The following is a 21,541-nucleotide window of genomic DNA, read 5'->3' as shown; positions in this document are numbered from 1 at the left end:
TATGTCTGAGCAGCAGCACGTCCGTGCGGACGGGACCGTGACGTTCCTTCCGCACCGGCTCAACCGCCACCCCGTTGTCGTGCGCGGCCTCACCGCCGACGAGCTGTGGATCTGCTGCGGCTTGTCCGGCGCCGCCGGCCTGCTGGTCGGCGCGCCGCTGTCGTGGGTGTTCCGCACGATCGCGCTAGCTCCCACGTTCGTCGTCCTGGGCGTGGCCTTGGGCGTGTTCATCGGCGGCGGCATTCTTCGCCGCCTCAAACGCGGGCGTCCCGACACCTGGCTGTATCGGCAACTGCAATGGCGCATTGCGACACGTCATCCACTGATGGCGGGTTGGGTGGGCGGCCATGTGCTGATCTCGCGTTCCGGCTTCTGGACCACCCGAAGGAGCGCGCGATGAGCCGCTTCAAGAACGAGATCACCCACCTGCAGGCGCACATCAAGACGCTTCGCCTGGGGGCTGGCGCCCTGGTCATCGTCGCCCTGGTCATGGGCGGCGGCTGGTGGAGCGCTCCGCGCGATCTGACCATCCACGTTCCGCCTGACCTGCGCTCCGGCAGTACCAGGAAGTGGTGGGAAGTGCCGCCCGAATCGGTCTATGCGTTCACGTTCTACGTGTTCCAGACGCTCAACCGCTGGCCGACGAATGGCGAAGAGGACTACGCGCGCAACCTCCACACGCTCTCGCCGTATCTCACCCCGTCCTGCCAGGCCTTCCTTCGCGCGGACTACGACTACCGCCGCAGCACGGGCGAGCTGCGCCAGCGCGTGCGCGGGATTTATGAAATCCCCGGCCGCGGCTACGGCGACGACCCTACGGCGCGCGTGCGCGTGGTCTCCGACCGCGACTGGGTGGTGACGCTGGACATCACCGCCGACGAGTACTACGGCGCCGAGCAAGTCAAGCGCGCTCTGGTGCGCTATCCAGTGAAGGTCACGCGGGTGGACGTCGATCCTGCCCGCAACCCGTTCGGCCTGGCGCTCGACTGCTATGAGGGCGCGCCCCAGCGCATCAGCACGCCGGAGCCAACGCGCCCGGCGTCTGGCGGCCTGTCTCCGCAAGCGCCCCAAGGAGAAACCCCATGAAGCATCCTGTACTCACGCTGCTGGGGCTGTTGGCCGTGGCCGCCGCTCCTGCTGTCCAGGCAGTGGAGATCCTGCGCTGGGAACGTATGCCGTTGGCGGTGCCGCTGAAGGTCGGCCACGAGCGCATCGTGTTCATCGACCGCAACGTCCGCGTGGGCGTACCTGCGGGCGTCGGCGAGCGCCTACGGGTGCAGAGCGCGGGCGGCGCGGTGTACCTGCGCGCCAGCGAGCCGATCGAGCCCACGCGGCTGCAATTGCAGGACGCCGACACGGGCGCGCTGATCCTGCTGGACATTGCGGCGGAGCCAGCCAAGGACGGCGAAGCCGAGCTGGAACCAGTGCGCATCGTCGAGGGCAACAGCACCCCGGCGCGCTATGGCGATCAGCCCGGCGATGACAACGAAGCTCCGGCGCGCGCCCAGGACCAGGCCGGCGCGCGAGCGGCGCGACGCGAGACCCCGGTGTCGGTTGTCCTGACGCGCTTTGCCGCACAGAACCTCTACGCGCCGCTACGCACCGTGGAGCCGCTGCCGAGCGTCATGCGGGTGAACCTGCGCCGTGACCTCGACCTCGGCACGCTGATGCCGACGCTGCCCGTGCGCGCGGTCGCGCTCGCGTCATGGCGTCTGGAAGACCAGTGGGTGACCGCCGTGCGCCTGACCAACAGCAGCAGCGGCTGGATCACCCTGGACCCGCGCGTGCTGCAAGGCGATTTCCTCACCGCCACCTTCCAACACGAGGCGCTTGGCCCGCGCGGGACGCCCGAGGACACGACCGTTCTGTACCTGGTGACGCGCGGGCGTGGCCTTGCGCAATCGCTGCTACCAGCGGTCAACCGCTTCGACCCGGCCGTGCATCTCCCGCAACCGGAAGCCGGTTCCCAGGATGGCACCGACCGCAAGGAGGTCCGCCATGCGCAGTAATGGACTCCTGAAGTGGCTGATGATCCCGGTTGCCGTGCTGGTGCTGTTCGTCGCCATCCGGCTGTTCTCGGGAGGCAGCACTTCGGCACCACCGACCGCGGATGCCGGCGCCAAGCTCACGCCAGCGGAAATGAAGGCGCTGGGCATCGAGGGCGATACCCCGCGCGACACCGTGGCGACGCTCGTTGCCCAAGTGAAGCAGTTGCGCACCGAGCTTCAGACCGCGCTCTCGGACAACAAATCCCAGCGCGAAGAAAACCAGCGACTGCGCCAGCGCGAGAACTCCATTGACCAGCGCATCAATTCGGCCCTCGACTCCGAGCGCACCAACCTGCGTCGCGACCAAGAGCAGGCAGCCAGCGCGCGTCAGCAGACCGAAGGGCTGCTGGCCGACCTGCAACGGCGCCTGGACAGTATCGGCGGACGTGGCGGCGGCCATGCCGACCTGCCGGTGGGTCTGGGGCTGCGTGACGGCGACGAGGCCGGCATGGAAGGCGGCGTGCGCTGGGTCGAACCCGACGATGCGAGGAAAGCCGAGGGGCGCAACAGCAGTCGTGGCACGGGTAGCGGCATGAGCTTCCCGACGAGCTTCGGCCCCGCGCAGAGCACGTTGGAAACCACGGCGGAAACCGTGGCGAACGCGGGCGCACGCGCCGCAGGCGTGAAGAGCGCCAAGGCGGTCTATACCGTACCGACCAATTCGACGCTGATGGGGTCGGTGGCGATGACGGCGCTGATCGGCCGCGTGCCGATCGACGGAACCGTCAACGATCCGTACCCCTTCAAGGTGTTGGTCGGATCGGACAACCTGACCGCCAATGGCATCGACATTCCCGACGTGGCCGGTGCCGTGTTCAGCGGCACCGCATCGGGCGACTGGACGCTCTCGTGCGTGCGCGGCCAGGTACGCAGCATCACCTTCGTCTTCCACGACGGCACGATCCGCACCATCCCCGAAGACCGCGACGGCAACCAGCAAAACAACCAGCAGCAGAACTCTCAAAGTGGAGGCCTGGGCTGGATCAGCGACCCATACGGCATTCCCTGCGTCAGCGGGGAGCGGCGCAGCAACGCCCAGCAGTACCTTGGCTCGCAAGCCCTGATTACCGCCGCCGGTGCCGGCGTCGCCTCGCTGATCGACAGCGACAGCGGCCAGATGTCCTACGTCGGCGCCGACGGCTCCATCGGCAGCGTCGGTATCTCGGGCAATGAAGCCGTGGGCCGCATCCTGGCCGGTGGCGTGCGCGACATGGCCGACTGGGTGAACAAGCTGTACGGCCAGGCGTTCGCCGCTGTCTATGTCCAGCCCGGCGCGAAGGTCGCCGTCCACCTCGAAAAGCCGCTCGCCATCGACTTCGATCCCGAAGGCCGCAAGGTCGATCACCGCGCAGGAGAAAGCCATGCTCTCGAACTTGAATAAGGCCCTGGCGCTGGCCCTCGCCGTCGCGGTGCTCGGCGGCTGTGCCACCAGCAAGGAAAAGCTGCTCCCCCACGGCGACAGCACGATGATGGACATCTGGCAGCAGAACGCCGGTGACGGGGGTGGTGGCGCCGGCCAGGTGGCGCGCAGGCAATTGCTCGATGCACGCCAGAGCCTGCGCCGGACGCTGACCGAGGCCGACGTGGAGGCCGCGCCCACCGAGCAGATGCGCTACACGCGCACGGCGCGCAACGAGGTCTATCGCCAGTTCCACCGCCTGCCGAACCCCGATCTTGTCATGTATGTGTACCCGCACCTGGCGGGCACCGATCCCGTGCCGGTTCCGGGCTACACGACGGTCTTTCCCCTGTACCAGCGTGTGCAGTACGCCATGCCGGGCGAGCGCGTGGAGGACTACTGATGCGCTGGAAACTCCCCTGGCCGAAGCTGGCTGCATCCGATGGTGGCAATGACGAGCAGCCGGACGGCTGGCAGCGCCACGTCGAGGCGTTGCGCCAGGCCGGCATTGCCGAACCCGGAGCGACGGTCCAGGGCCGCAGGCCGGCGACCGTGGCGGACGAGCAGGCGATGTACGACGTTGCGCAGTCATTCGCGGAGCTGCTGCCGTGGGTGGAGTTCCTGCCGCCGTCGAAGTCCATGCTGCTGGAGGACGGGCAATCGGTCGCGGCCTTCTACGAACTGGTCCCGCTAGGCACCGAAGGTCGGGAACCGGGCTGGCTCGCTCATGCCCGCGATGCGCTCGAAAACGCGCTCCAGGACTCGTTCGATGAGCTGGATGAGAACCCGTGGGTGCTCCAGCTCTATGCACAGGACGAGCCCAGCTTCGACCAGTACATGCAGACGCTACGCGACTACGTGCAGCCGCGCGCCCGCAGCACGGCCTTCACCGAGTTCTACCTCCGCTTCTTTGGCCACCACCTGCGCGCGGTGGCCAAGCCCGGCGGACTGTTCGAGGATACGGTGGTCACGCGGTTGCGCTGGCGCGGCCAGACGCGGCGCGTGCGCATGGTGGTCTATCGCCGGGCCGCCGGGCAGGCGAACCGCCGCGGCCAGACACCCGAGCAAATGCTGAACATCGTCTGCGATCGCCTCTGCGGCGGCTTGGCGAACGCCGGCATCCAGGCCCGGCGCATGGTCGCGGCCGATGTTCACGACTGGCTGCTGCGTTGGTTCAACCCACGCCCCACGATGCTCGGGCCCGGCGCTGAGGAGCGAGAGCGCTTCTATGCGCTGGCCCGCTATCCCGACGAGGTGGAGGAAGGTGAGATTGAGCTGGCGAGTGGTCGGGACTTCAGTCAACGGCTGTTCTTCGGTCAGCCTCGCTCCGATGCCGAGCACGGCACCTGGTACTTTGACGGTATGCCGCATCGCGTACTGGTCACCGACCGGCTACGCATGCCGCCCGGTACGGGGCACCTGACCGGCGAAACCCGCAAGGGGGACGCTATCAACACGCTTTTCGATCAGATGCCCGAAGACACCACGATGTGTCTGACCATGGTGGCGACGCCCCAGGACATCCTCGAATCGCACCTGAATCACCTGGCGAAGAAGGCTGTCGGCGAAACACTGGCATCGGAACAAACGCTCAAGGATGTGCAGGAGGCACGCTCGCTCATCGGCAGCGCGCACAAGCTCTACCGCGGCACGCTGGCCTTCTATCTGCGCGGACGCGATGAAGCCGAACTTGACAGGCGCGGTCTGGACCTCGCCAACGTGATGCTCAACGCGGGGTTGCAGCCTGTGCGCGAGGACGATGAAGTCGCGCCGCTCAACAGCTACCTGCGCTGGCTACCGTGCTGCTACAACCCTGCGCAAGATCGACGGAACTGGTTCACCCAACTGATGTTCGCCCAGCATGTGGCGAATCTCTCGCCGGCGTGGGGTCGCAGCCAGGGTACGGGTCATCCGGGCAACACGTTCTTCAACCGCGGCGGCGGGCCGATCACGTTTGATCCACTGAACCGCTTGGACAGGCAGATGAACGCCCATCTGTTCCTGTTCGGCCCCACCGGCTCGGGCAAGAGCGCAACGCTCAACAACCTCTTGAACCAGGTCACGGCCATCTACCGGCCGCGGCTGTTCATCGTGGAAGCCGGCAACAGCTTTGGCTTGTTCAGCGACTTCGCAAAGCGCCTGGGTCTGACCGTGAACCGGGTCAAGCTGGCTCCTGGCTCGGGCATCAGCCTGGCGCCGTTCGCCGACGCTCGCCGGCTGATCGAAACGCCCAGCAACGTGCAGACGCTTGATGCCGATGCACTGGATGAAGAATTGCCAGCCGATTCCTCGGTCATGGAGGAGGACGAGCAGCGCGACGTGCTGGGTGAACTGGAGATCACGGCACGGCTGATGATCACAGGCGGCGAGGACAAGGAAGAAGCCCGGATGACGCGGGCCGATCGCTCGCTGATCCGCCAGTGCATCCTCGATGCCGCCGAGCACTGCGTGGCCGAGAAACGCACGGTGCTCACGCGCGACGTGCGCAACGCGCTGCGCACGCGCGGCCAGGACCCGACGCTGCCCGAGATGCGGCGCGTGCGGCTGCTGGAGATGGCGGACGCGATGGACATGTTCTGCCAAGGCACGGACGGCGAGATGTTCGATCGCGATGGCACGCCGTGGCCCGAGGCCGACATCACGCTGGTGGATCTCGCGACCTATGCCCGGGAGGGCTACAACGCGCAGCTCTCCATCGCCTACATCAGCCTGATCAGCACGGTGAACAACATCGCCGAGCGCGACCAGTACCTGGGCCGTCCGATCATCAATGTGACCGACGAAGGCCACATCATCACGAAGAACCCGCTGCTTGCGCCCTACGTTGTAAAAATTACAAAAATGTGGCGCAAGCTAGGGGCCTGGTTCTGGCTGGCTACACAAAATATCGACGATCTGCCGCGTGCCGCGGAGCCCATGCTCAACATGATTGAGTGGTGGATCTGCCTGTCGATGCCGCCCGATGAGGTCGAGAAGATTGCACGCTTCCGCGAACTCTCGCCCGCGCAGAAAGCGCTGATGCTCTCGGCGCGCAAAGAAGCGGGCAAGTTCACCGAGGGCGTCATCCTTTCCAAGAGCATGGAAGTGCTGTTCCGCGCCGTGCCGCCCAGCCTGTACTTGGCGTTGGCGCAGACCGAACCCGAAGAGAAGGCCGAGCGCTACCAGCTCATGCAGCACTACGGCTGCACCGAACTGGAAGCGGCCTTCAAGGTGGCCGAGAAGATCGACCAGGCGCGCGGCATCGAGTCGCCGGCCTTGGAACTGTCGTAAGACGGAGAACGCCATGGAACAGAAACGTCCTTCCATTCCGATGCAGGTCCAGGCGTTCCGCCGCCGCAACGGGCGGCCCCGCTGGCCCTGGGCATTGGCTGCTGTGCTGGTCGCGCTGCTGCTGATCTGGCTTGTGTCAAGGTCGCCCGGCGAATCCCCGCCGCAGCCGCCCACGCCGGTCAGCATGGCACCGGTGGCCGGGCCGCCCTGGCTAATGGGCAACCCCAAAGGCCGTTTCACGCTGACGCTCTATGCCGACCTGGAGTGCCCGTTCTGCCGGGAGTATTTCCCGCAGCTCAAGCGGTGGATCGGCAACAACACCGACGTGGCGCTGCAATGGCACCACCAGCCGCTGGCCGAGCACGAGCCGGCCGCGTCAGCCGAGGCACGCCTAGTGGAATGCGCTGCCGAAGCAGGTGGGCATGTCGCGTTCTGGCAGGCGATCGAATGGGTCTATGCCCACACGCGCAGCGGCGGCCAGGGCTTGCCCGATGGCTTGCGGTACCCCGAATCGACGCCAGCCAGCGAGCAGTGCATGGCAAGCGAAAGGCCCAGTGCGGCTATCCGCGCCCAGGCTGCGGAAGCCACCAAGAGCGGCGTAACCGCCACGCCGTCGCTGCGCCTGCTCGATCGCCAAACGGGCCAGGCCATCCTGCTGCAGGGGCCGATCGAGGGCGATGCCTTGCTGTCAGCCATGGACATGCTGGCGGCTGAGGGTCCGACCAGCACACCCACATCCGAAATGCCTGCCGACGTCGTCGGCGACATGCCCAGGTAGCCCCGGTCTTCAAGGCTACGGCGCAGTCCTCTGCGCTGACCGCGACTCGTTCGCCTTGCATCCTGGCCGCGAACGGTCACCGCAATCGCGGTGATGGATGCATCTTTTCATTCTCATCCCCAGGAGGGCTTGCCCTCGGGGGCGCGCGCCCTCCGATCTCACCGTCTGGAGGTTCGCCATGTCTTTCGCCATCAATGACTCCTGTGTGGAGTCGCTTTCCGCCGTAGCTGCCCAGCACGAAGACTGGATCATCCAGCAGGCCATCGTGCTGCTGGAAAAACGGATCTTCAAAGCTGGACCATGCCTCAGCCAGCCGGCCGCCGTGCGGGACTATCTGCGCGTGAAACTGGTCGCTGAACCCAACGAGATATTCGCCGCTGTGTTCCTGGATAGCATGCACCAGGTGCTGGCCTACGAGCCATTGTTCAGGGGCACGATCAACTCGACTTCTGTTTATCCACGTGTCGTCGTACAGCGTGTGCTGGAGTTGAACGCCGCCGCGGTGATCTTCGCGCACCAGCACCCCTCGGGCATCTCCGAGCCGTCGAGCGCGGATCGTGTGCTGACCCAGCAACTGCAGGCCGCGCTGGCGCTCATCGATGTACGGGTACTGGATCACATCATCGTAGGCCAAGGTTCCCCGTTCTCCTTTGCGGAGTCAGGCCTGCTGTAACGGTCGCATTGCTTCATTGATCCTCGCGGAGGCTTCGGCCTCCGTTTTTTTATGGCCCGGGACAAGCAGGTATGCGGGCAGCCCGCGATGCGCATTGTTTGTTGGGGTGGCATCGGGTTCGCGTTTGACTATGGCCCTGATCAACTTTCGGGGCACGCGACATGCCGGCATCCTTTTCCACGTTCGCGTCGGGCTGGCGAACCCTTGGTCTCGTCGTGGCGCTGCCGGCGTCCCTGGCCGTGTTCAGCCCCGTCACCTTCGCAGCCGACGTACTGGTCGTCACCGACAGCCACCACCCGGTCAAGACCATGGGCGGCGAGCGGCTGATCGAGCTGGACGAAGCCCGCCGGATTGAAGCGGAGCTTTCTGCGGAACTGCCCGCCGCCCCCGAACAGGCGGCGGCCACCGTCAAGCGTCGGCTGAACCAAGGCGGCGCCGACCTACAGCGCCGCATCGCTTCCGCATACCAGGGCGTCACCGACGCATGGAGCCTGGGCATCACCAGCATCCCGGCTGTCGTGGTGGATCAGCGCTACGTGGTCTATGGCGAGCCGGATGTGGCCCGCGCTGTCGCGCGCATCGAGCAGCGTCGGAGGACCCAGCCATGACGAGGCCATTCGACCTTATGCGCCGCATGCGGGCTGGCGTGGCTTCCTTGCTGCTGCTCAGCGCCACGGGTAGCTACGCCTTGAACACCACCGCCATCGTTGCCTCGGTGGCCTCGCCCGATTGCTTGGAGTACCGGGTGGTGGGTATCTGCTACTGGCTCTACTGCACCTGGGGAGGCTGCACGGTGCGCACCTCTGTCAAGGTGCGCCACTACATCCCCGATGCGGTCGTCTCCAGCTACAGCAACACGGGCGAGAACCCGTGGGTCGAAGTCCGGGCGATGAGTACGGCCAACCCGTCCGCCCAAGCGGGCGGCGATGGAACGACGAACGAGGATCACGAAAACAATCTCGCGAAATTCAAGAACGCCGACGTGATCGGCCATCCCGGCGTCGAGGTGTTCAACCAGTTTGTTTCGTCCTCGGGCTACTTCTGCGAGGGCGCGGGAACGGCATTCATGCCGTATCTGCTCAGCACCTTGGACACGCTTGCCTGGCGCTACAACGTGCCCGAGATGGCCTACCCGGAGGCATTGATTCCCGGCATGCGCGAGGTCGGCGCACGCACCACGATGAACCTTTGGGGCAACGTGTATCCCCGCGGCGGCTTCCTGCACCAGACCGACGACCACAAATCGGGAGCCGTGGTGGCCCAGCGTGCGGGCGATGTCGTCACGCGCCGCGGGCAGTTGCACGTGTACCAGCCGCTGCTTGCCAATGCCCGCGATGGCTACTGGCCCGCCAGCGCGCTGATGGAGGGTGATGCCTCGACTGGCAAGTGGCAGGAACTCACGCCCGTCCTGTCCTCGTCCTGCACGGTTTTCCCACGCACCGGCTTCCTGACTCAGGCCCAGCAAGGCGACTACGCCTGGGCGCTGTGGCGGCCGTATGCCTGCTGCGAACGCCGTGGACAGGTGTTCCTTGGCAGCGTTGATTTCCTTTGAGGTGCCGCGATGAAGCGTTCCGACTCTATGCAGTTCTCCCCACCGGCTCGTGGCAAGAGGATCTGTTTGGCGCTTACCGGCGCGTTGGTTCTGGCAAGCGGCGTGGCCTGGGGCCAACTGGGCTACCAGACCAGCGGCAACGTCATCGGCGATGACGTCATGTACTCCATCGGCGGCGGCAGCGCCGTTTCGATGGGCCGCGCAGCCGGCATGCGCTCGCTCGGCGTGGGTGTCGGCTGGAACAGCAATCTGATCTGCGGCGACATGAGCATCCAGACCACGTTGAAGAATCAACTCAACGGTGTCACCAATGGCTTTCAGCAGATCATGTCCTCGGTGATCCAGAGTGCTACGAGTGCTGTGGCGTCCCTGCCGGCGTTGATCATCCAGCGTGCAGATCCAGGCCTCTACAACCTGCTCACCAACGGCGTTCTGCAAGCGCGGCTGGATTTCGACCGCTCGAAGCTGACGTGCCGCGCCATGGCCGAAAAGATGGCCGAAACGGCTGGCGGCCAACTCGGCTGGAGCCAGATGGCAGAGGGGTTGGCGCTGCGTGACGCTGTTTCGAGCACGGATGCCGTCTCGGCCATCGAGCAGGCCGAGACGCGCCGTGGCAACGATGGCGTGCCCTGGGTCGGGGGAAGCAATGCCGGCGGCTCCGGTCAGCCCGCGATCAAGGTGGTCGGTGACGTCACCCGCGCGGGCTACAACCTGGTCAATGGCCGCGGGGTGACCGACACGTCGGCAATCGCTCCGGCCAGTTGCACGAGCCTGTCGTGCCAAACCTGGACCACGCCGCAGGCGGCCATCGAGTGGGCAACACGGGTGCTCGGCGAGAAGGAGCAGCGCACCTGCGACGCCTGCACCAAGACGGAGACGGTGCCCGGCGTCGGGCTGACGCCCCTGATCCAGGAGGAGTACGACGCCAAGCTGCAGGCGCTCCAGGACCTGGTCTCCAAGGCGAAGAACACGACGCCCGAAAACCTGCGGGAGGCCGGCAGCGCGTCGCTGCCCATCACGCGCGGCGTGGTCGAGGCACTGCGCGACGAACCGGACCAGCACCTGCTGTCGCAGCGCCTGGCGTCCGAGGTTGCGCTGGCGTCGGTGCTGGAGAAGGCGCTACTGCTGCAACGCACGCTGCTGACCGGCAAGAAGGAGCCCAACGTGGCGGCCAACCAGCTCGCCGTGGAGGCGGTGAACCACGAGAGCGACACGCTCGATCGCGAGATTCGCAACCTCAAGACCGAGCTGGAGCTGCGCCGGGAGCTGGCGAACAACTCGCCCATGGCGATCATCCAGCGCCACGGCACGCGCGCGGCGGGCTCGCGTGGCATCTACGAAGGCGATCCGGTGCCTGACCGCCTCGATCAGTTGCAGAAGGGCAATCCGGGAGGCCGGCCATGAGCCTGATGCGTGCGGCCTGGCTGCGCCCGCGCTGGCTGTTCAACCGGCGCGCAGCGAAGGCGCTGCTGTGGACGATGGTACTCGCGGCCGTCGCCGTGGGTGCCAACATCGTTGGCATCTACCTCGTCGGAAGTGTCGCGGGCTGGGAGCGTTGGCTGGCGGCAGCAGCGGGCTACTTCCTGGTCTGGCGGCTGTGCCTGTATGGCGCGACGGCCTACGGCTGGGTCTGGATGCGTCGCCGGCTGCTTGCGCGTGAGGACGACGCGCAAGCGCGGCGCCGCCTGGTACGCAGCGAGATCGCCGGCGTCGTTGCCATCGTGGCGCTTGAAGCCAGCCTGTTGATGCAGGGCTGAGGGGAGGTCCGAGCCATGACGCTTTTCACAACCGACTACCTGGAGTACTACCTGACCTTGGTGTCCTGGATCGTCAACAACGGCATCTGGGCGGTACTGGTATCCAGCGGGGTATTCGCACTGCCCTTCGTGGCGATCATCGTGCAGGAATGGCTTAAGGCCCGTGCGGAAGGTGCCGACGAAGGCAACAAGGGCGTGCTCTCGGCCGCACGCATCGAGAACCGGGTGTTCGTCGCCATCGTGGTGGTGATGTTCGCCGGCATCCCCTTCATCGACGTGGACCTCAACACAATTCAGTACGACAGCTCGCGCTCGGCCCAGTGCCAGGTCAACGTGCCGCAGCCCACGGATACCGGCTGGTCCCAGTCCTTCAGCACCATCAACAACCAGAGTGCCAAGGTGCCGGTCTGGTGGGCCTTCATGCACGCGCTCTCGCGCGCCGTCACCAGCGCCTCGGTGGCGGCAATCCCGTGCGGGACAGACCTGCGACAGATGCGCATGGAGATCGACGCTACCCGCATCAATGACCCGGTTCTGGCTCAGGAAGTGGCCGATTTCACACACGACTGCTACGGACCTGCACGCGCTAAATTGTTCATGGCGCGGCCGGAGCTGGACGACGCTCAAATGAACGACGTGACCTGGATCGGTTCGAGGTTTTTCACGGATACCGGCGGCTACTACGACAGCTACCGTTCCAGCACGGCGCGCGAGTCATGGCCCTATGACGACACCCGCGACGCAGGGCTTGCGCAGGTGGCCAGTGGCGGCGGCTACCCGACCTGCAGGCAGTGGTGGGCCGATGGCAGCAACGGCCTGCGGGCACGGCTGCTGGGCCAGGTGGACCCCAGCCTGTTGAATCGCTTGGCGGGCTGGGCCGGGTTCCTGAGCCGTACCGAGGTGGACGATTCGGTGGTCCGTACCATCGCGTCACCGCGACAGCAGAAGCTCAACCAGGGTTCGGTCTATACCGACTACGGCGGCCAGATCGACAAGACCCTGCCGAACATCGTGACGCGGGCCACGGGGGATGTAGGAATGGCGGTCGGGGCACTTGCCGCATTTCCCGCCATGGACGTGGTGCGCCAGGCGCTGCCCATGGTGCTTGCCTTGCTCAAGATGGCACTGGTCATCTGCATCCCGCTCGTACTGGTCGTCGGAACCTATGACCTGAAGACGGTCGTCACCGTCAGCGTCGTGCAATTCGCGCTGTTCTTCACCGATTTCTGGTTCCAACTCGCACGCTGGATCGACAGCACCATCCTCGATGCGCTCTATGGGTGGGGCTTCGGCTGGAACCGGCCACACACTAACTTCGATCCGCTGGTGGGGTTGAACAATGCCTTTGGCGACCTGCTCCTGATGTTCGTCATGGGCACGATGTTCCTGGTCTTGCCGGGCTTTTGGCTTGCGAGCCTTACCTGGGTTGGGATTCGGGCCGGGCACGTCATCCAGGGGCTTTCAGATGGCAGCAAGAGCGCCGGCCAAGCAGGCGGTAAGGGCGCTGGGGCCCTTACCGGAGGTAAGCTGAAGTAGCGCGGTGCCGATCAGTCGTCGGTGTACAACTCGTGCGACGTATCGTTGTACAGATTGGGATCGTAGCCGGGTGTCTTGCGCAGTTCGGTGAGGTCGGTGAACGGCCACTCGTCTTCTTCCGATGTATTGGCAGCCGCCGCCCATCCCGCCACCACGACTCCCAGCAACACGAGTGCGAACCAGAAGGCGGCGTAGAGCAGCGCGCCCAGCACAGCCAGCTTGACCACCCACAGCAGCACTGTGGCACCAACCGAAGGCACCCCTTTGGCCACCAACCAATTCGATACCCGCCGTTCGCCACGCGCATAGACGCGCCATCCGCGGCCAAAGGTACGGCCGAGGCGTTCTGCGGTACTGGTGCGGGTCGTCGTGTTCATGGTCGTCTCCTGCTACTGAGGAATGCCTATTCCTGTTTGCTCCACTTCATTCCGTTTCGGGCTTCAATGTGTTTTCTTGCTGCTTCAGGACGCTTCGTCATCCGGTTCCACCGGGCCGGGGTCGGGCTCCACGCCGATGCGGTAGGTGGCAACGAAACGCGGCCAGTCCACATGGTCAACCAGGTCGATGTCCTCGACAACGCTGACCTTCGTTCCCGCACGCTCGAACAGGGCGATGCTCGCGGCGGGATAGTTGTTGCGCGACGGATAGAGCACCCCGTCGAACAGCGGCTGGCCGTCGTCGCCGACCATCGCATGCACCTGAGCGGACACCTGCTGCGTGTGCGTGTAGTCGCGGCTCGCCAACTGCTCCAGATTCAGGCCGAAGTAGCCCGCCATGACGCCCGGCGCCGTGAGGTCGGCCAGGAGCACGTCGTCCAGCACGCCCACGGCGCGGACCATCCGGGCGTGGACCTCCTTCAGGGCGATGGAGCGCTTCGTGTCTTCAAGCCACTGGTGCTTGTGAAACACCGACTCCATCAGCGCCGTGGGCAGGTCGCGCCCCAGGTAGAGCACGCCGTAGGCCCCCGCCGGGTCATCGTAGCGATTCGTGCTGCTGCGACCATAGTACAGCGGGCTGCCCCGATAGACGACGCGGCTCACATGCTGGAGCAGTTCACCGGCATCGATCAGGAACGAAGGCAGCTCGTGGCTCATGGCGATCTCGCTTCAATGCACCTGGACGCCCAGCACGTTGAACACGGCCTCGGCCACGTCATCGATCGTGCCATGCGTCACCGCATCCACCGGCGAGCGCCCACCCAAGCCTTCGAGCGGTTCGGACAGTGCGCGGTAGATCGTCCAGTGATCGATACCCTCGACCTCCTGAAGCACGGTTTGGGTCAACTGCTGTTTCACCGGGTCGAGCTGCCAGTCGGGCAGCTTCTGACCGCGCGGCCCCACGTTCAGCGCCAGCAGCCGACGCGCGAGGATGTCCTTGTAGATCTGCTGGCGCGACTTGTCCGCCAGCTTGGCGAACTCCGCGGGCGGCAGGTTGTGCGGCTGGTTGAAGGTTTCCAGCAGCACGGCGCGGCCTCGCTGGACGTCGGTTTCATTCGGTGCCCAGCGCGTGTCGGCGCGCAGCGCGGCCGCCTTGCGTGCAAGGGCCTGCCCAACGGTCTCCCCCTCCAAGTTGGCGGGCAGTGTCACCGCTTCCACACGCTCGTGGACGAACGCCTGCAACTCGGCCGCGAAAGCCGTGGCATCCCGGATTTCGACGGTATCCGCGAAGCGGCGTACATCTTCCACCGTGACGCGCGGCAGACGGTCGGCAATGAATTCAATGGCAGTGGGCATGGTCATCTCCCGAGTAGGTTTGGGACAGGATTCACTCTAGTCGCCTTTGTCGCGTCTGTCAACTTAGTCGCCTGAGTGAGAACAACCTACCTGGCGGAAGCAGCGTTCCCACAGCATAGGCAGAGGCCAGCGCCGGGTCGCCGTCCAATGCATTCGAGCGGGTTCCACATTGACGCTGGAGCCGCAACCCAGGCCTCGCTATACCGAAACGGTTAAAGGCCAAAGGGCCGAAATGGCAAGGGAATGGGGTGCAAGGGGAAAGGCCCTACCTCGAAAAGGCCAAAAGGCCTCCCGGTCGGCCCGTCATCAGGACACCCACATGCTTTCCCTGTTCCAGCGAAAACGGCCCCCGGTCGCTGCCGCACCGACGCCACCACCCGTCACCGCCCTCCCGAAAGGGCTGCTGCGTCCTGAGTCGGCCGCATCGCTGCTGGCCACCCCACGCCGGCAGAAGCTGCTGGAGCACATCTGGCAGCGTACCTCGCTCTCGCGTAGGCAATTCGCCACCCTGTATCGCACGCCCCTGGAACGCTATGCCGAACTGGTCCAGGCCTTCCCGGCCTCCGAGGCGCATCACCATGCCTACCCGGGCGGCATGCTCGACCACGGCCTGGAGATCGTCGCCTACAGCCTGAAACTGCGGCAGTCCCATCTGCTGCCCATCGGTGCCAGTCCCGAAGACCAGGCGGCCCAGTCCGAAGCCTGGACCGCCGCCGTTGCCTATGCTGCGCTGCTCCACGATATTGGCAAGATCGCCGTCGATCTACACGTCGAACTGGCCGACGGCAGTACTTGGCATCCGTGGCATGGCCCGCTGCACCAGGCGTACCGATTTCGCTACCGTGACGACCGCGAATACCGCCTGCACAGCGCCGCAACAGGCTTGCTCTATCGCCAACTGCTCGACCGCCACGTCCTGGACTGGCTCAGCGACTATCCGGCTCTCTGGGCACCGCTGCTCTATGTGCTGGCCGGTCAGTACGAACATGCCGGTGTACTGGGGGAACTCGTCGTGCAAGCAGACCGGGCGTCGGTGGCCCAGGAGCTGGGCGGCGATCCGGCGCGCGCCATGGCCGCGCCCAAGCACGCACTGCAACGCAAGCTGCTGGACGGGTTGCGCTACCTGCTCAAGGAACAGTTGAAGCTGAACCAGCCGGAAGCCTCCGATGGCTGGCTCACCGAGGATGGTTTGTGGCTGGTGAGCAAGACGGTTTCGGACAAACTGCGCGCACACCTCCTGTCTCAGGGGATCGATGGCATTCCTGCGAACAACACCGCCGTGTTCAATGTGCTGCAGGACCACGGCATGCTGCAGCCCACACCGGACGGCAAGGCGGTCTGGCGCGCGACCGTGACCAGCACGACCGGCTGGTCCCATTCGTTCACCCTGTTGCGTCTCGCTCCCGCGCTGATCTGGGAGTCTGGCGAGCGACCAGCACCTTTCGCGGGCACGGTAGAGATCGACGCGACGCCCGCGGAAAACGACGCCAGCATGTCGGCTCCCGCGCCTACCGTCTCGGTGAACCCAGCGCAGGGAGGTCAAGAGCCTCCGATTTGGGAGGGCGACAGCACCACCATCGTTTCACCGCCCGCAGCCCAGCCCGTGCCCGACGTCATGGAGGATTTGCTCGCGATGGTGGGCTTGGGTGAGTCGGCCGGCGTTGGCCAGGATGCCGAGGAGTTCCTCCACACCCCCGCGCCAGCAACAGCCGCGACGTCCATTCCATCGCCTGCACCTGCACCCGCGCCTACGCCTGGGTCATCGGCAACGAAGCCATCCGGGGAACAGTTCATGGTTTGGCTGAAGCAGGGAATCGCCTCACGACGGCTCATCATCAACGACGCGAAGGCACTCGTGCATACGGTGAATGACACGGCCTACCTGGTCAGCCCGGGTGTGTTCCAACGCTATGCGCAGGAGCATCCCGAAGTGGCCGCACTCGCCAAGCAGGAGAGTCAACAGGATTGGCAGTGGGTGCAGAAGCGCTTCGAGAAGCTGCAGCTACATCGAAAGCAGCCCAATGGCCTGAACATTTGGACCTGTGAAGTCACGGGCCCGAGGAAGTCCCGCCGACTGCATGGCTACCTCCTCGAAGATGGGTCCTTGGCACTCGCCGAAATACCGCCCAACAATCCCTATCTTGCTCTGACTCAGGAAGGATGACGCGATTCGGGCATTGATCGCCACCGTCGTGTGGCGACGATCAATGCCCCGCGAAAACTGGCAACATTTGGCGAACTGAGCTACTCGGCCCGCGCCAACTCCTGTGCAAGGAACGGAGCGGTTCTGCTGCCAGACGTTCGGGCCACCTGCTGAGGGGAGCCCGCCACCACGATGCTGCCGCCGGCAGCGCCTGCACCAGGCCCCACGTCGATCACCCAATCGGCCTGGGCCACCGCGCGCATATCGTGTTCGATCATCACTACGGTATTGCCGGCATCGACCAGGCGCTGCAACTGCACCAGCAGCCGGTCGGCGTCCGACGCATGCAGCCCGGTAGTCGGCTCGTCGAGCACGTACAGGCTTCGGCCGCGCTGGCTGCGCTGAAGCTCGGTCGCCAGCTTGATACGCTGCGCCTCGCCACCGGAAAGCTCGGTGGCCGGTTGCCCCAGGCGCAGGTAGCCCAGTCCGATATCGCGCAGCAGTTGCAGTGGCCTTGCCACAGCGTCTTCACCCGCGAAGAATTCGCTGGCTTCGTCCACGGTCATCTGCAGCACCTCGGCGATGTTGCGCCCGTTCCATTGCACCTTCAGCGTGGCCTCGTTGTAGCGTGCGCCATGGCACGTCGGGCACGGCGCGTACACGCTGGGCATGAACAGCAGTTCCACGCTGACGAAGCCCTCGCCCTCGCAGGTCTCGCAGCGCCCCTTGGCGACGTTGAACGAGAACCGTCCGGCATCGTAGCGGCGGCGTCGCGCATCGGGCGTGGCAGCGAACAGCTTGCGCACATGGTCGAACAGGCCCGTGTAGGTGGCTAGGTTCGACCGCGGCGTGCGCCCGATCGGTTTCTGGTCCACCTGCACCAGACGCTGTACGGCGTCCACGTCGCCCGCCAGATGGCCGCCGGTCGCTTCGATCACTGCCGGCCCTTCGCTGGTGGCGCTTTCGGCTACATCGTCTTCCGGCTCGTGGCCCAGGTGCAGCAGCACCAGCTCCGGCAGGGCCTGCGCGACGAGGCTGGACTTGCCCGAGCCGGAGATGCCGGTGACGGCCGTCAGCACGCCCAGCGGAATGCGTGCGTCCACGCCATGCAGGTTGTGGCGGTGGACGCCCTGCAGCTCCAGCCAGCCGATCGCTTCGCGTGCCCGGCTCCCCGGCGCGGGGATCTCGTCGAACAGGTAACGGGCGGTGCGCGATTCGGCAATCTTGCGCAGGCCATCCGGCTCGCCACTGTAGAGCACGCGGCCGCCACGCTCCCCGGCATCCGGCCCGACATCCACTAGCCATTGCGCGCGGCGCATCAGTTCCAGGTCGTGCTCCACCACGAACACCGAGTTGCCTGCGTCGCGCAGCCGATCGAGTGCGTCGTACAGGGCCTGGCTGTCGGAGGGGTGCAGCCCCGCCGAGGGCTCGTCGAGCACGTACACGACGCCGAACAGCAGGGAACTCAATTGCGTAGCCAGCCGCAGGCGTTGCAACTCGCCAGCCGAAAGCGTCGGCGTGGCCCGGTCCAGCGTCAGGTAGCCCAAGCCCAGCCCGCGCAGTTGGCGCAGGCGTGCCATCACGCCACCGGCCAGGCGCTGCGCGGCGAGGCGCTTTTCTTCCGACAGCGCGGAGGTGCGGCGCACGTCGGGCGATACCGCGTGTACGGCACGACCGGAGGCCGCGCGTTGGGCACGGTCGCGCCGGGTCGCTTCCTTGTCCGTAGCCGCCCCCGCTGCATGGGCGCGGAAATCACCCTGGGCAATGGGTTCGAGCAAGGCCGCCAACTGGTCCAGCGGCATCTGCATGAACGCGCCGATGTCCACGCCGGCGAAGGTGACCGACAACGCCTCGGGCTTGAGCCGCTTGCCGTGGCAGGTGGGGCACGGCTTGCCCTCCATGAACCGGGACACGCGCTTTCTCATCAGCGCGCTCTGGGTGTTGGCAAAGGTGTGCAGCACATACCGGCGAGCACCGGTGAAGGTGCCCATGTAGCTCGGCTCCATCTTGCGCTTGAGCGCGGCGCGGGTCTCGGCGGGCGTGAAGCCGGCGTACACCGGCACCGTCGGTGTTTCCTCGGTGAACAGAATCCAGTCGCGATCCTTCTTCGGCAGGTCCTTCCACGGTCGGTCAACGTCGTAGCCCATGCTGACCAGGATGTCGCGCAGGTTCTGGCCTTGCCAGGCGGGGGGCCAGGAGGCGATCGCCCGCTCGCGGATGCTCAGGGAGGGATCGGGCACCATGATGGCCTCGGTCACCTCGTACACATGGCCCAGGCCGTGGCAGGTCGGGCACGCTCCCTGCGGCGTGTTGGGCGAAAAATCCTCGGCGTACAGCATCGGCTGGTTGGCTGGGTAGGCGCCGGCGCGCGAATACATCATCCGCACCAGGCTGGACAGGGTGGTCACACTGCCCACGGAGGAACGCGCGTTGCTGGAGCCACGCTGCTGCTGCAGCGCCACCGCCGGCGGGAGGCCGTCGATCGCATCGACGTCGGGCACGCCGGCCTGGTCGATCAATCGCCGCGCATAGGGGGCCACCGACTCGAAGTAACGTCGCTGAGCCTCGGCATAGATGGTGCCGAAGGCCAGCGAGGACTTCCCGGAGCCGGAGACTCCCGAGAACACCACGAGCGCGTTACGCGGGATGGAAACGTCCACCTCTTTGAGGTTGTTCTCGCGCGCCCCGCGCACCTGCACGAGGCCGCTGGCCGCAGCGGTACAAGAGGATTCACCGAAAGAATTGTTTGGCATGTTCTTATCCTGTAGTTCGTCCCGCTCAGGACGGGACTTCCTGAGTTCGTGGGCCGCGGCGACTGGCTTCGAGCGCCGCGGTGACAGTGCGGGCGTCGTAGCTGCCGCGCAGACGACGACCCTCGACGAAGAACGTCGGCGTGGCGTGCGCACCGCTGGCGACCGCACTGGCGAGGTCGCGCTCGACACGCTCGATCACCGCGGTGCTGTCGAGATCCGCGATGAACCGTTCGACGTCGAGCCCAAGCTCGGCGGCGTAGCCGATCAGATGCTCGCGCTCCAGCGCATGCTGACGGGTGAACACGAAGTCCAGCCACGGCCAGAACATCCCCTGGTTCGCCGCTGCCTCGGACGCCCGCGCGGCGATCGGCCCGTGCGGGTGGTGCGGCAGATGGCGCACCACATACCGCAGGTCGTCCCCGAAGTGGGCACGCAGATCGTCCCAAGAACCGGTCGCGTGCGCACAGTACGCGCACTCGAAGTCCACGTACTCGACGAGTGTGAGCTGGGCGTCCTCCGGCCCGCGGATGTGATCGATCTCCGGATCGACCGGTGGCTCAAGCACCATCGGCAGGTCAGCGGTCTTCTCACCCCACCGCTTGGCGGCGACCTTGAAGATCAGCCACCCGAGCAACGTGGCGAACACCATCGACACGAGCACGCCGACCGTCGCCTGGCGGCCCAGGTCGGAGGTCGTGCCGAACGCGAGCCCGATGATCAGCAGCGACACGGTGAAGCCGATCCCGGACAGTGCCGCACCACCGAACACGCTCCCCACCCCGACGCCCTCGGGCAGCCGGCCCAGGCCGAGACGGACGGCGACGAGCGTGATGAGCCCGATGCCCACGAGCTTGCCGAGCACGAGCCCTGCGATGACGCCCCACGTGACTGGCGAGCCGAAGGCCTCGGCGAGCAGCCCGCCACGCACGTCCACTCCGGCGTTCGCCAAGGCGAACACCGGCACGATCAGCAGCGCCGTCGGCAGCCGCAGGAACTCGTGCAATCGCTCGTTCACCGAGATACCCCGGGACAGCCCGCAGTCCACCGCGCGGGCCGATGCGGCACTCGGAGACTGCCAGAAGTCGCGGAACAGTTGTTTTGCCGCGACGACCTTGTGACGTTGCGTCGCGTAGGCGGGGATCAGCAGCCCCGCGGCCATCCCGGCGAGAGAGGCATGGATGCCGGAGTACACGGTTGCGAGCCACAGCACGATCACGATCAGCACATACGGCATTGCCCGCCACTGGCGGGTGCGCCCTAGCCACCACAACGCAACGAGACTGGCGAGGGCGATCAACAACGGGACGATCCGAATCTCCTCGCTATAGACGATGCCGATGATGGACACGGCGAGGAAGTCATCGACCACGGTCAGGGTGAGCAGGAACACGCGCAACTGACCGGATAGCCGCGGGCCGACGATCGCCAGGGTGCCCAGCATGAATGCCGTATCGGTGCCGACCACCGCCCCCCACCCGTGCAGGCCTTCACTTCCGGCCAGCCCCACGATCAGGACATACACCAGCGCGGGAAGCACGACACCTGCGACACCCGCGATCAGAGCGAGACGGGCACGGCTGCGGTCCCTGAGCGATCCGTGGGCGAACTCCTGACGCACCTCCAGGCCGATCAGGAAGAAGAAGACCACCATCAGGCCGTCGTTGACCCAGTGATGCAGATCCATGTGCATGCCCAGCGGCCCGAAGTCAAACCCGACGTCCAGGTGCCACAACGCGAAATAGGCATCGGATAGCGGCGAGTTCGCCCACGCCAGCGCCACGACCGTGACGATCACCAGCAGCACCGCAGCACCAGACTCCGTGCGCAGATAGCGGGCAACGCGTCCCCGGCTGATATTCGCCGAGGATGCACCGAAAGAAGTGGCTGACATGTTCTTAT

At 65.8% G+C, this 21,541-nt stretch carries 19 protein-coding genes; 14 read left to right on the top strand and 5 right to left on the bottom strand.

Features of this window, described 5'->3' with window-relative positions:
- Window position 1 precedes the first annotated feature (1 nt).
- The 13 genes from J3A71_RS10425 to J3A71_RS10365 all read left to right on the top strand — a co-directional run bounded on the left by J3A71_RS10425 (window position 2) and on the right by J3A71_RS10365 (window position 13,013).
- On the top strand, window positions 2–400 hold the full coding sequence (locus J3A71_RS10425) for a TIGR03750 family conjugal transfer protein (protein WP_023103905.1): 399 nt from the start codon (window positions 2–4) through the stop codon (window positions 398–400).
- Entirely contained in the window at window positions 397–1,086 is a 690-nt protein-coding gene (locus J3A71_RS10420) for a PFL_4703 family integrating conjugative element protein (RefSeq protein WP_023835765.1), read from the top strand. Before J3A71_RS10425 ends, J3A71_RS10420 begins: the two co-directional genes overlap by 4 nt.
- Window positions 1,083–2,009, top strand: a complete 927-nt coding sequence (locus J3A71_RS10415; RefSeq protein WP_023103903.1) for a TIGR03749 family integrating conjugative element protein — start codon at window positions 1,083–1,085, stop codon at window positions 2,007–2,009. The genes J3A71_RS10420 and J3A71_RS10415 overlap by 4 nt, the downstream gene beginning before the upstream one ends.
- On the top strand, window positions 1,999–3,429 hold the full coding sequence (locus J3A71_RS10410; protein WP_017515583.1) for a TIGR03752 family integrating conjugative element protein: 1,431 nt from the start codon (window positions 1,999–2,001) through the stop codon (window positions 3,427–3,429). Before J3A71_RS10415 ends, J3A71_RS10410 begins: the two co-directional genes overlap by 11 nt.
- Window positions 3,410–3,850 (top strand): TIGR03751 family conjugal transfer lipoprotein, encoded by a 441-nt coding sequence (locus J3A71_RS10405; RefSeq protein ID WP_023103901.1) that lies wholly within the window; start codon window positions 3,410–3,412, stop codon window positions 3,848–3,850. The genes J3A71_RS10410 and J3A71_RS10405 overlap by 20 nt, the downstream gene beginning before the upstream one ends.
- Window positions 3,850–6,717, top strand: coding sequence for a conjugative transfer ATPase (locus J3A71_RS10400; RefSeq protein ID WP_023103900.1), 2,868 nt, complete (start codon window positions 3,850–3,852; stop codon window positions 6,715–6,717). Before J3A71_RS10405 ends, J3A71_RS10400 begins: the two co-directional genes overlap by 1 nt.
- A gap of 13 nt (window positions 6,718–6,730) precedes the next feature.
- Window positions 6,731–7,495 (top strand): DsbA family protein, encoded by a 765-nt coding sequence (locus J3A71_RS10395; protein WP_028690954.1) that lies wholly within the window; start codon window positions 6,731–6,733, stop codon window positions 7,493–7,495.
- A 178-nt stretch (window positions 7,496–7,673) separates the two neighbouring features.
- The gene (gene radC, locus J3A71_RS10390; RefSeq protein ID WP_023103898.1) at window positions 7,674–8,168 is read left to right on the top strand and encodes a DNA repair protein RadC; all 495 of its coding nucleotides are present in this window, start codon (window positions 7,674–7,676) and stop codon (window positions 8,166–8,168) included.
- 161 nt (window positions 8,169–8,329) lie between these two features.
- Window positions 8,330–8,776, top strand: coding sequence for a TIGR03757 family integrating conjugative element protein (locus tag J3A71_RS10385; RefSeq protein WP_017514119.1), 447 nt, complete (start codon window positions 8,330–8,332; stop codon window positions 8,774–8,776).
- Entirely contained in the window at window positions 8,773–9,720 is a 948-nt protein-coding gene (locus J3A71_RS10380; protein WP_023103897.1) for a TIGR03756 family integrating conjugative element protein, read from the top strand. Before J3A71_RS10385 ends, J3A71_RS10380 begins: the two co-directional genes overlap by 4 nt.
- 9 nt (window positions 9,721–9,729) lie before the next feature.
- The gene (locus J3A71_RS10375; protein WP_023103896.1) at window positions 9,730–11,124 is read left to right on the top strand and encodes an integrating conjugative element protein; all 1,395 of its coding nucleotides are present in this window, start codon (window positions 9,730–9,732) and stop codon (window positions 11,122–11,124) included.
- A complete protein-coding gene (locus tag J3A71_RS10370; protein ID WP_017516006.1) occupies window positions 11,121–11,477 on the top strand; it encodes a hypothetical protein in 357 nt (118 codons plus the stop codon). Before J3A71_RS10375 ends, J3A71_RS10370 begins: the two co-directional genes overlap by 4 nt.
- A gap of 15 nt (window positions 11,478–11,492) precedes the next feature.
- Window positions 11,493–13,013 carry a conjugal transfer protein TraG N-terminal domain-containing protein gene (locus J3A71_RS10365; protein ID WP_028698647.1) on the top strand — a complete coding sequence of 507 codons (1,521 nt, stop codon included), beginning with the start codon at window positions 11,493–11,495 and terminating at the stop codon, window positions 13,011–13,013.
- A gap of 11 nt (window positions 13,014–13,024) precedes the next feature.
- Here J3A71_RS10365 and J3A71_RS10360 read toward each other — a convergent pair whose 3' ends face one another.
- From J3A71_RS10360 to J3A71_RS10350, 3 genes are all read right to left on the bottom strand, one after another.
- A complete protein-coding gene (locus J3A71_RS10360; RefSeq protein ID WP_028690953.1) occupies window positions 13,025–13,390 on the bottom strand; it encodes a DUF3742 family protein in 366 nt (121 codons plus the stop codon).
- Window positions 13,391–13,474: 84 nt separating this feature from the next.
- A complete protein-coding gene (locus J3A71_RS10355; RefSeq protein ID WP_028690952.1) occupies window positions 13,475–14,107 on the bottom strand; it encodes an RES family NAD+ phosphorylase in 633 nt (210 codons plus the stop codon).
- Between the two features lie 12 nt (window positions 14,108–14,119).
- Window positions 14,120–14,746: a hypothetical protein gene (locus tag J3A71_RS10350; RefSeq protein ID WP_023657212.1), complete on the bottom strand. Its 627-nt coding sequence runs from the start codon at window positions 14,744–14,746 to the stop codon at window positions 14,120–14,122.
- Between the two features lie 319 nt (window positions 14,747–15,065).
- Between J3A71_RS10350 and mobH the strand changes: the two genes are divergently transcribed.
- Window positions 15,066–16,910, top strand: coding sequence for a MobH family relaxase (gene mobH, locus J3A71_RS10345; protein WP_028690951.1), 1,845 nt, complete (start codon window positions 15,066–15,068; stop codon window positions 16,908–16,910).
- Between the two features lie 80 nt (window positions 16,911–16,990).
- Here mobH and J3A71_RS10340 read toward each other — a convergent pair whose 3' ends face one another.
- The gene (locus J3A71_RS10340) at window positions 16,991–19,642 is read right to left on the bottom strand and encodes an excinuclease ABC subunit UvrA (RefSeq protein WP_028690950.1); all 2,652 of its coding nucleotides are present in this window, start codon (window positions 19,640–19,642) and stop codon (window positions 16,991–16,993) included.
- Window positions 19,643–19,667: 25 nt separating this feature from the next.
- Window positions 19,668–21,533, bottom strand: coding sequence for a Na+/H+ antiporter NhaA (gene nhaA, locus J3A71_RS10335; RefSeq protein ID WP_028690949.1), 1,866 nt, complete (start codon window positions 21,531–21,533; stop codon window positions 19,668–19,670).
- Between the last annotated feature and the right edge of the window lie 8 nt (window positions 21,534–21,541).

Source organism: Pseudomonas sp. PvP089 (assembly GCF_017875165.1).
GTDB classification, from domain to species: Bacteria; Pseudomonadota; Gammaproteobacteria; order Pseudomonadales; family Pseudomonadaceae; genus Aquipseudomonas; species Aquipseudomonas fortuita.
Note: the sequence above shows the minus strand (reverse complement) of the source record. Positions and strands in the feature narration are given on the sequence as shown.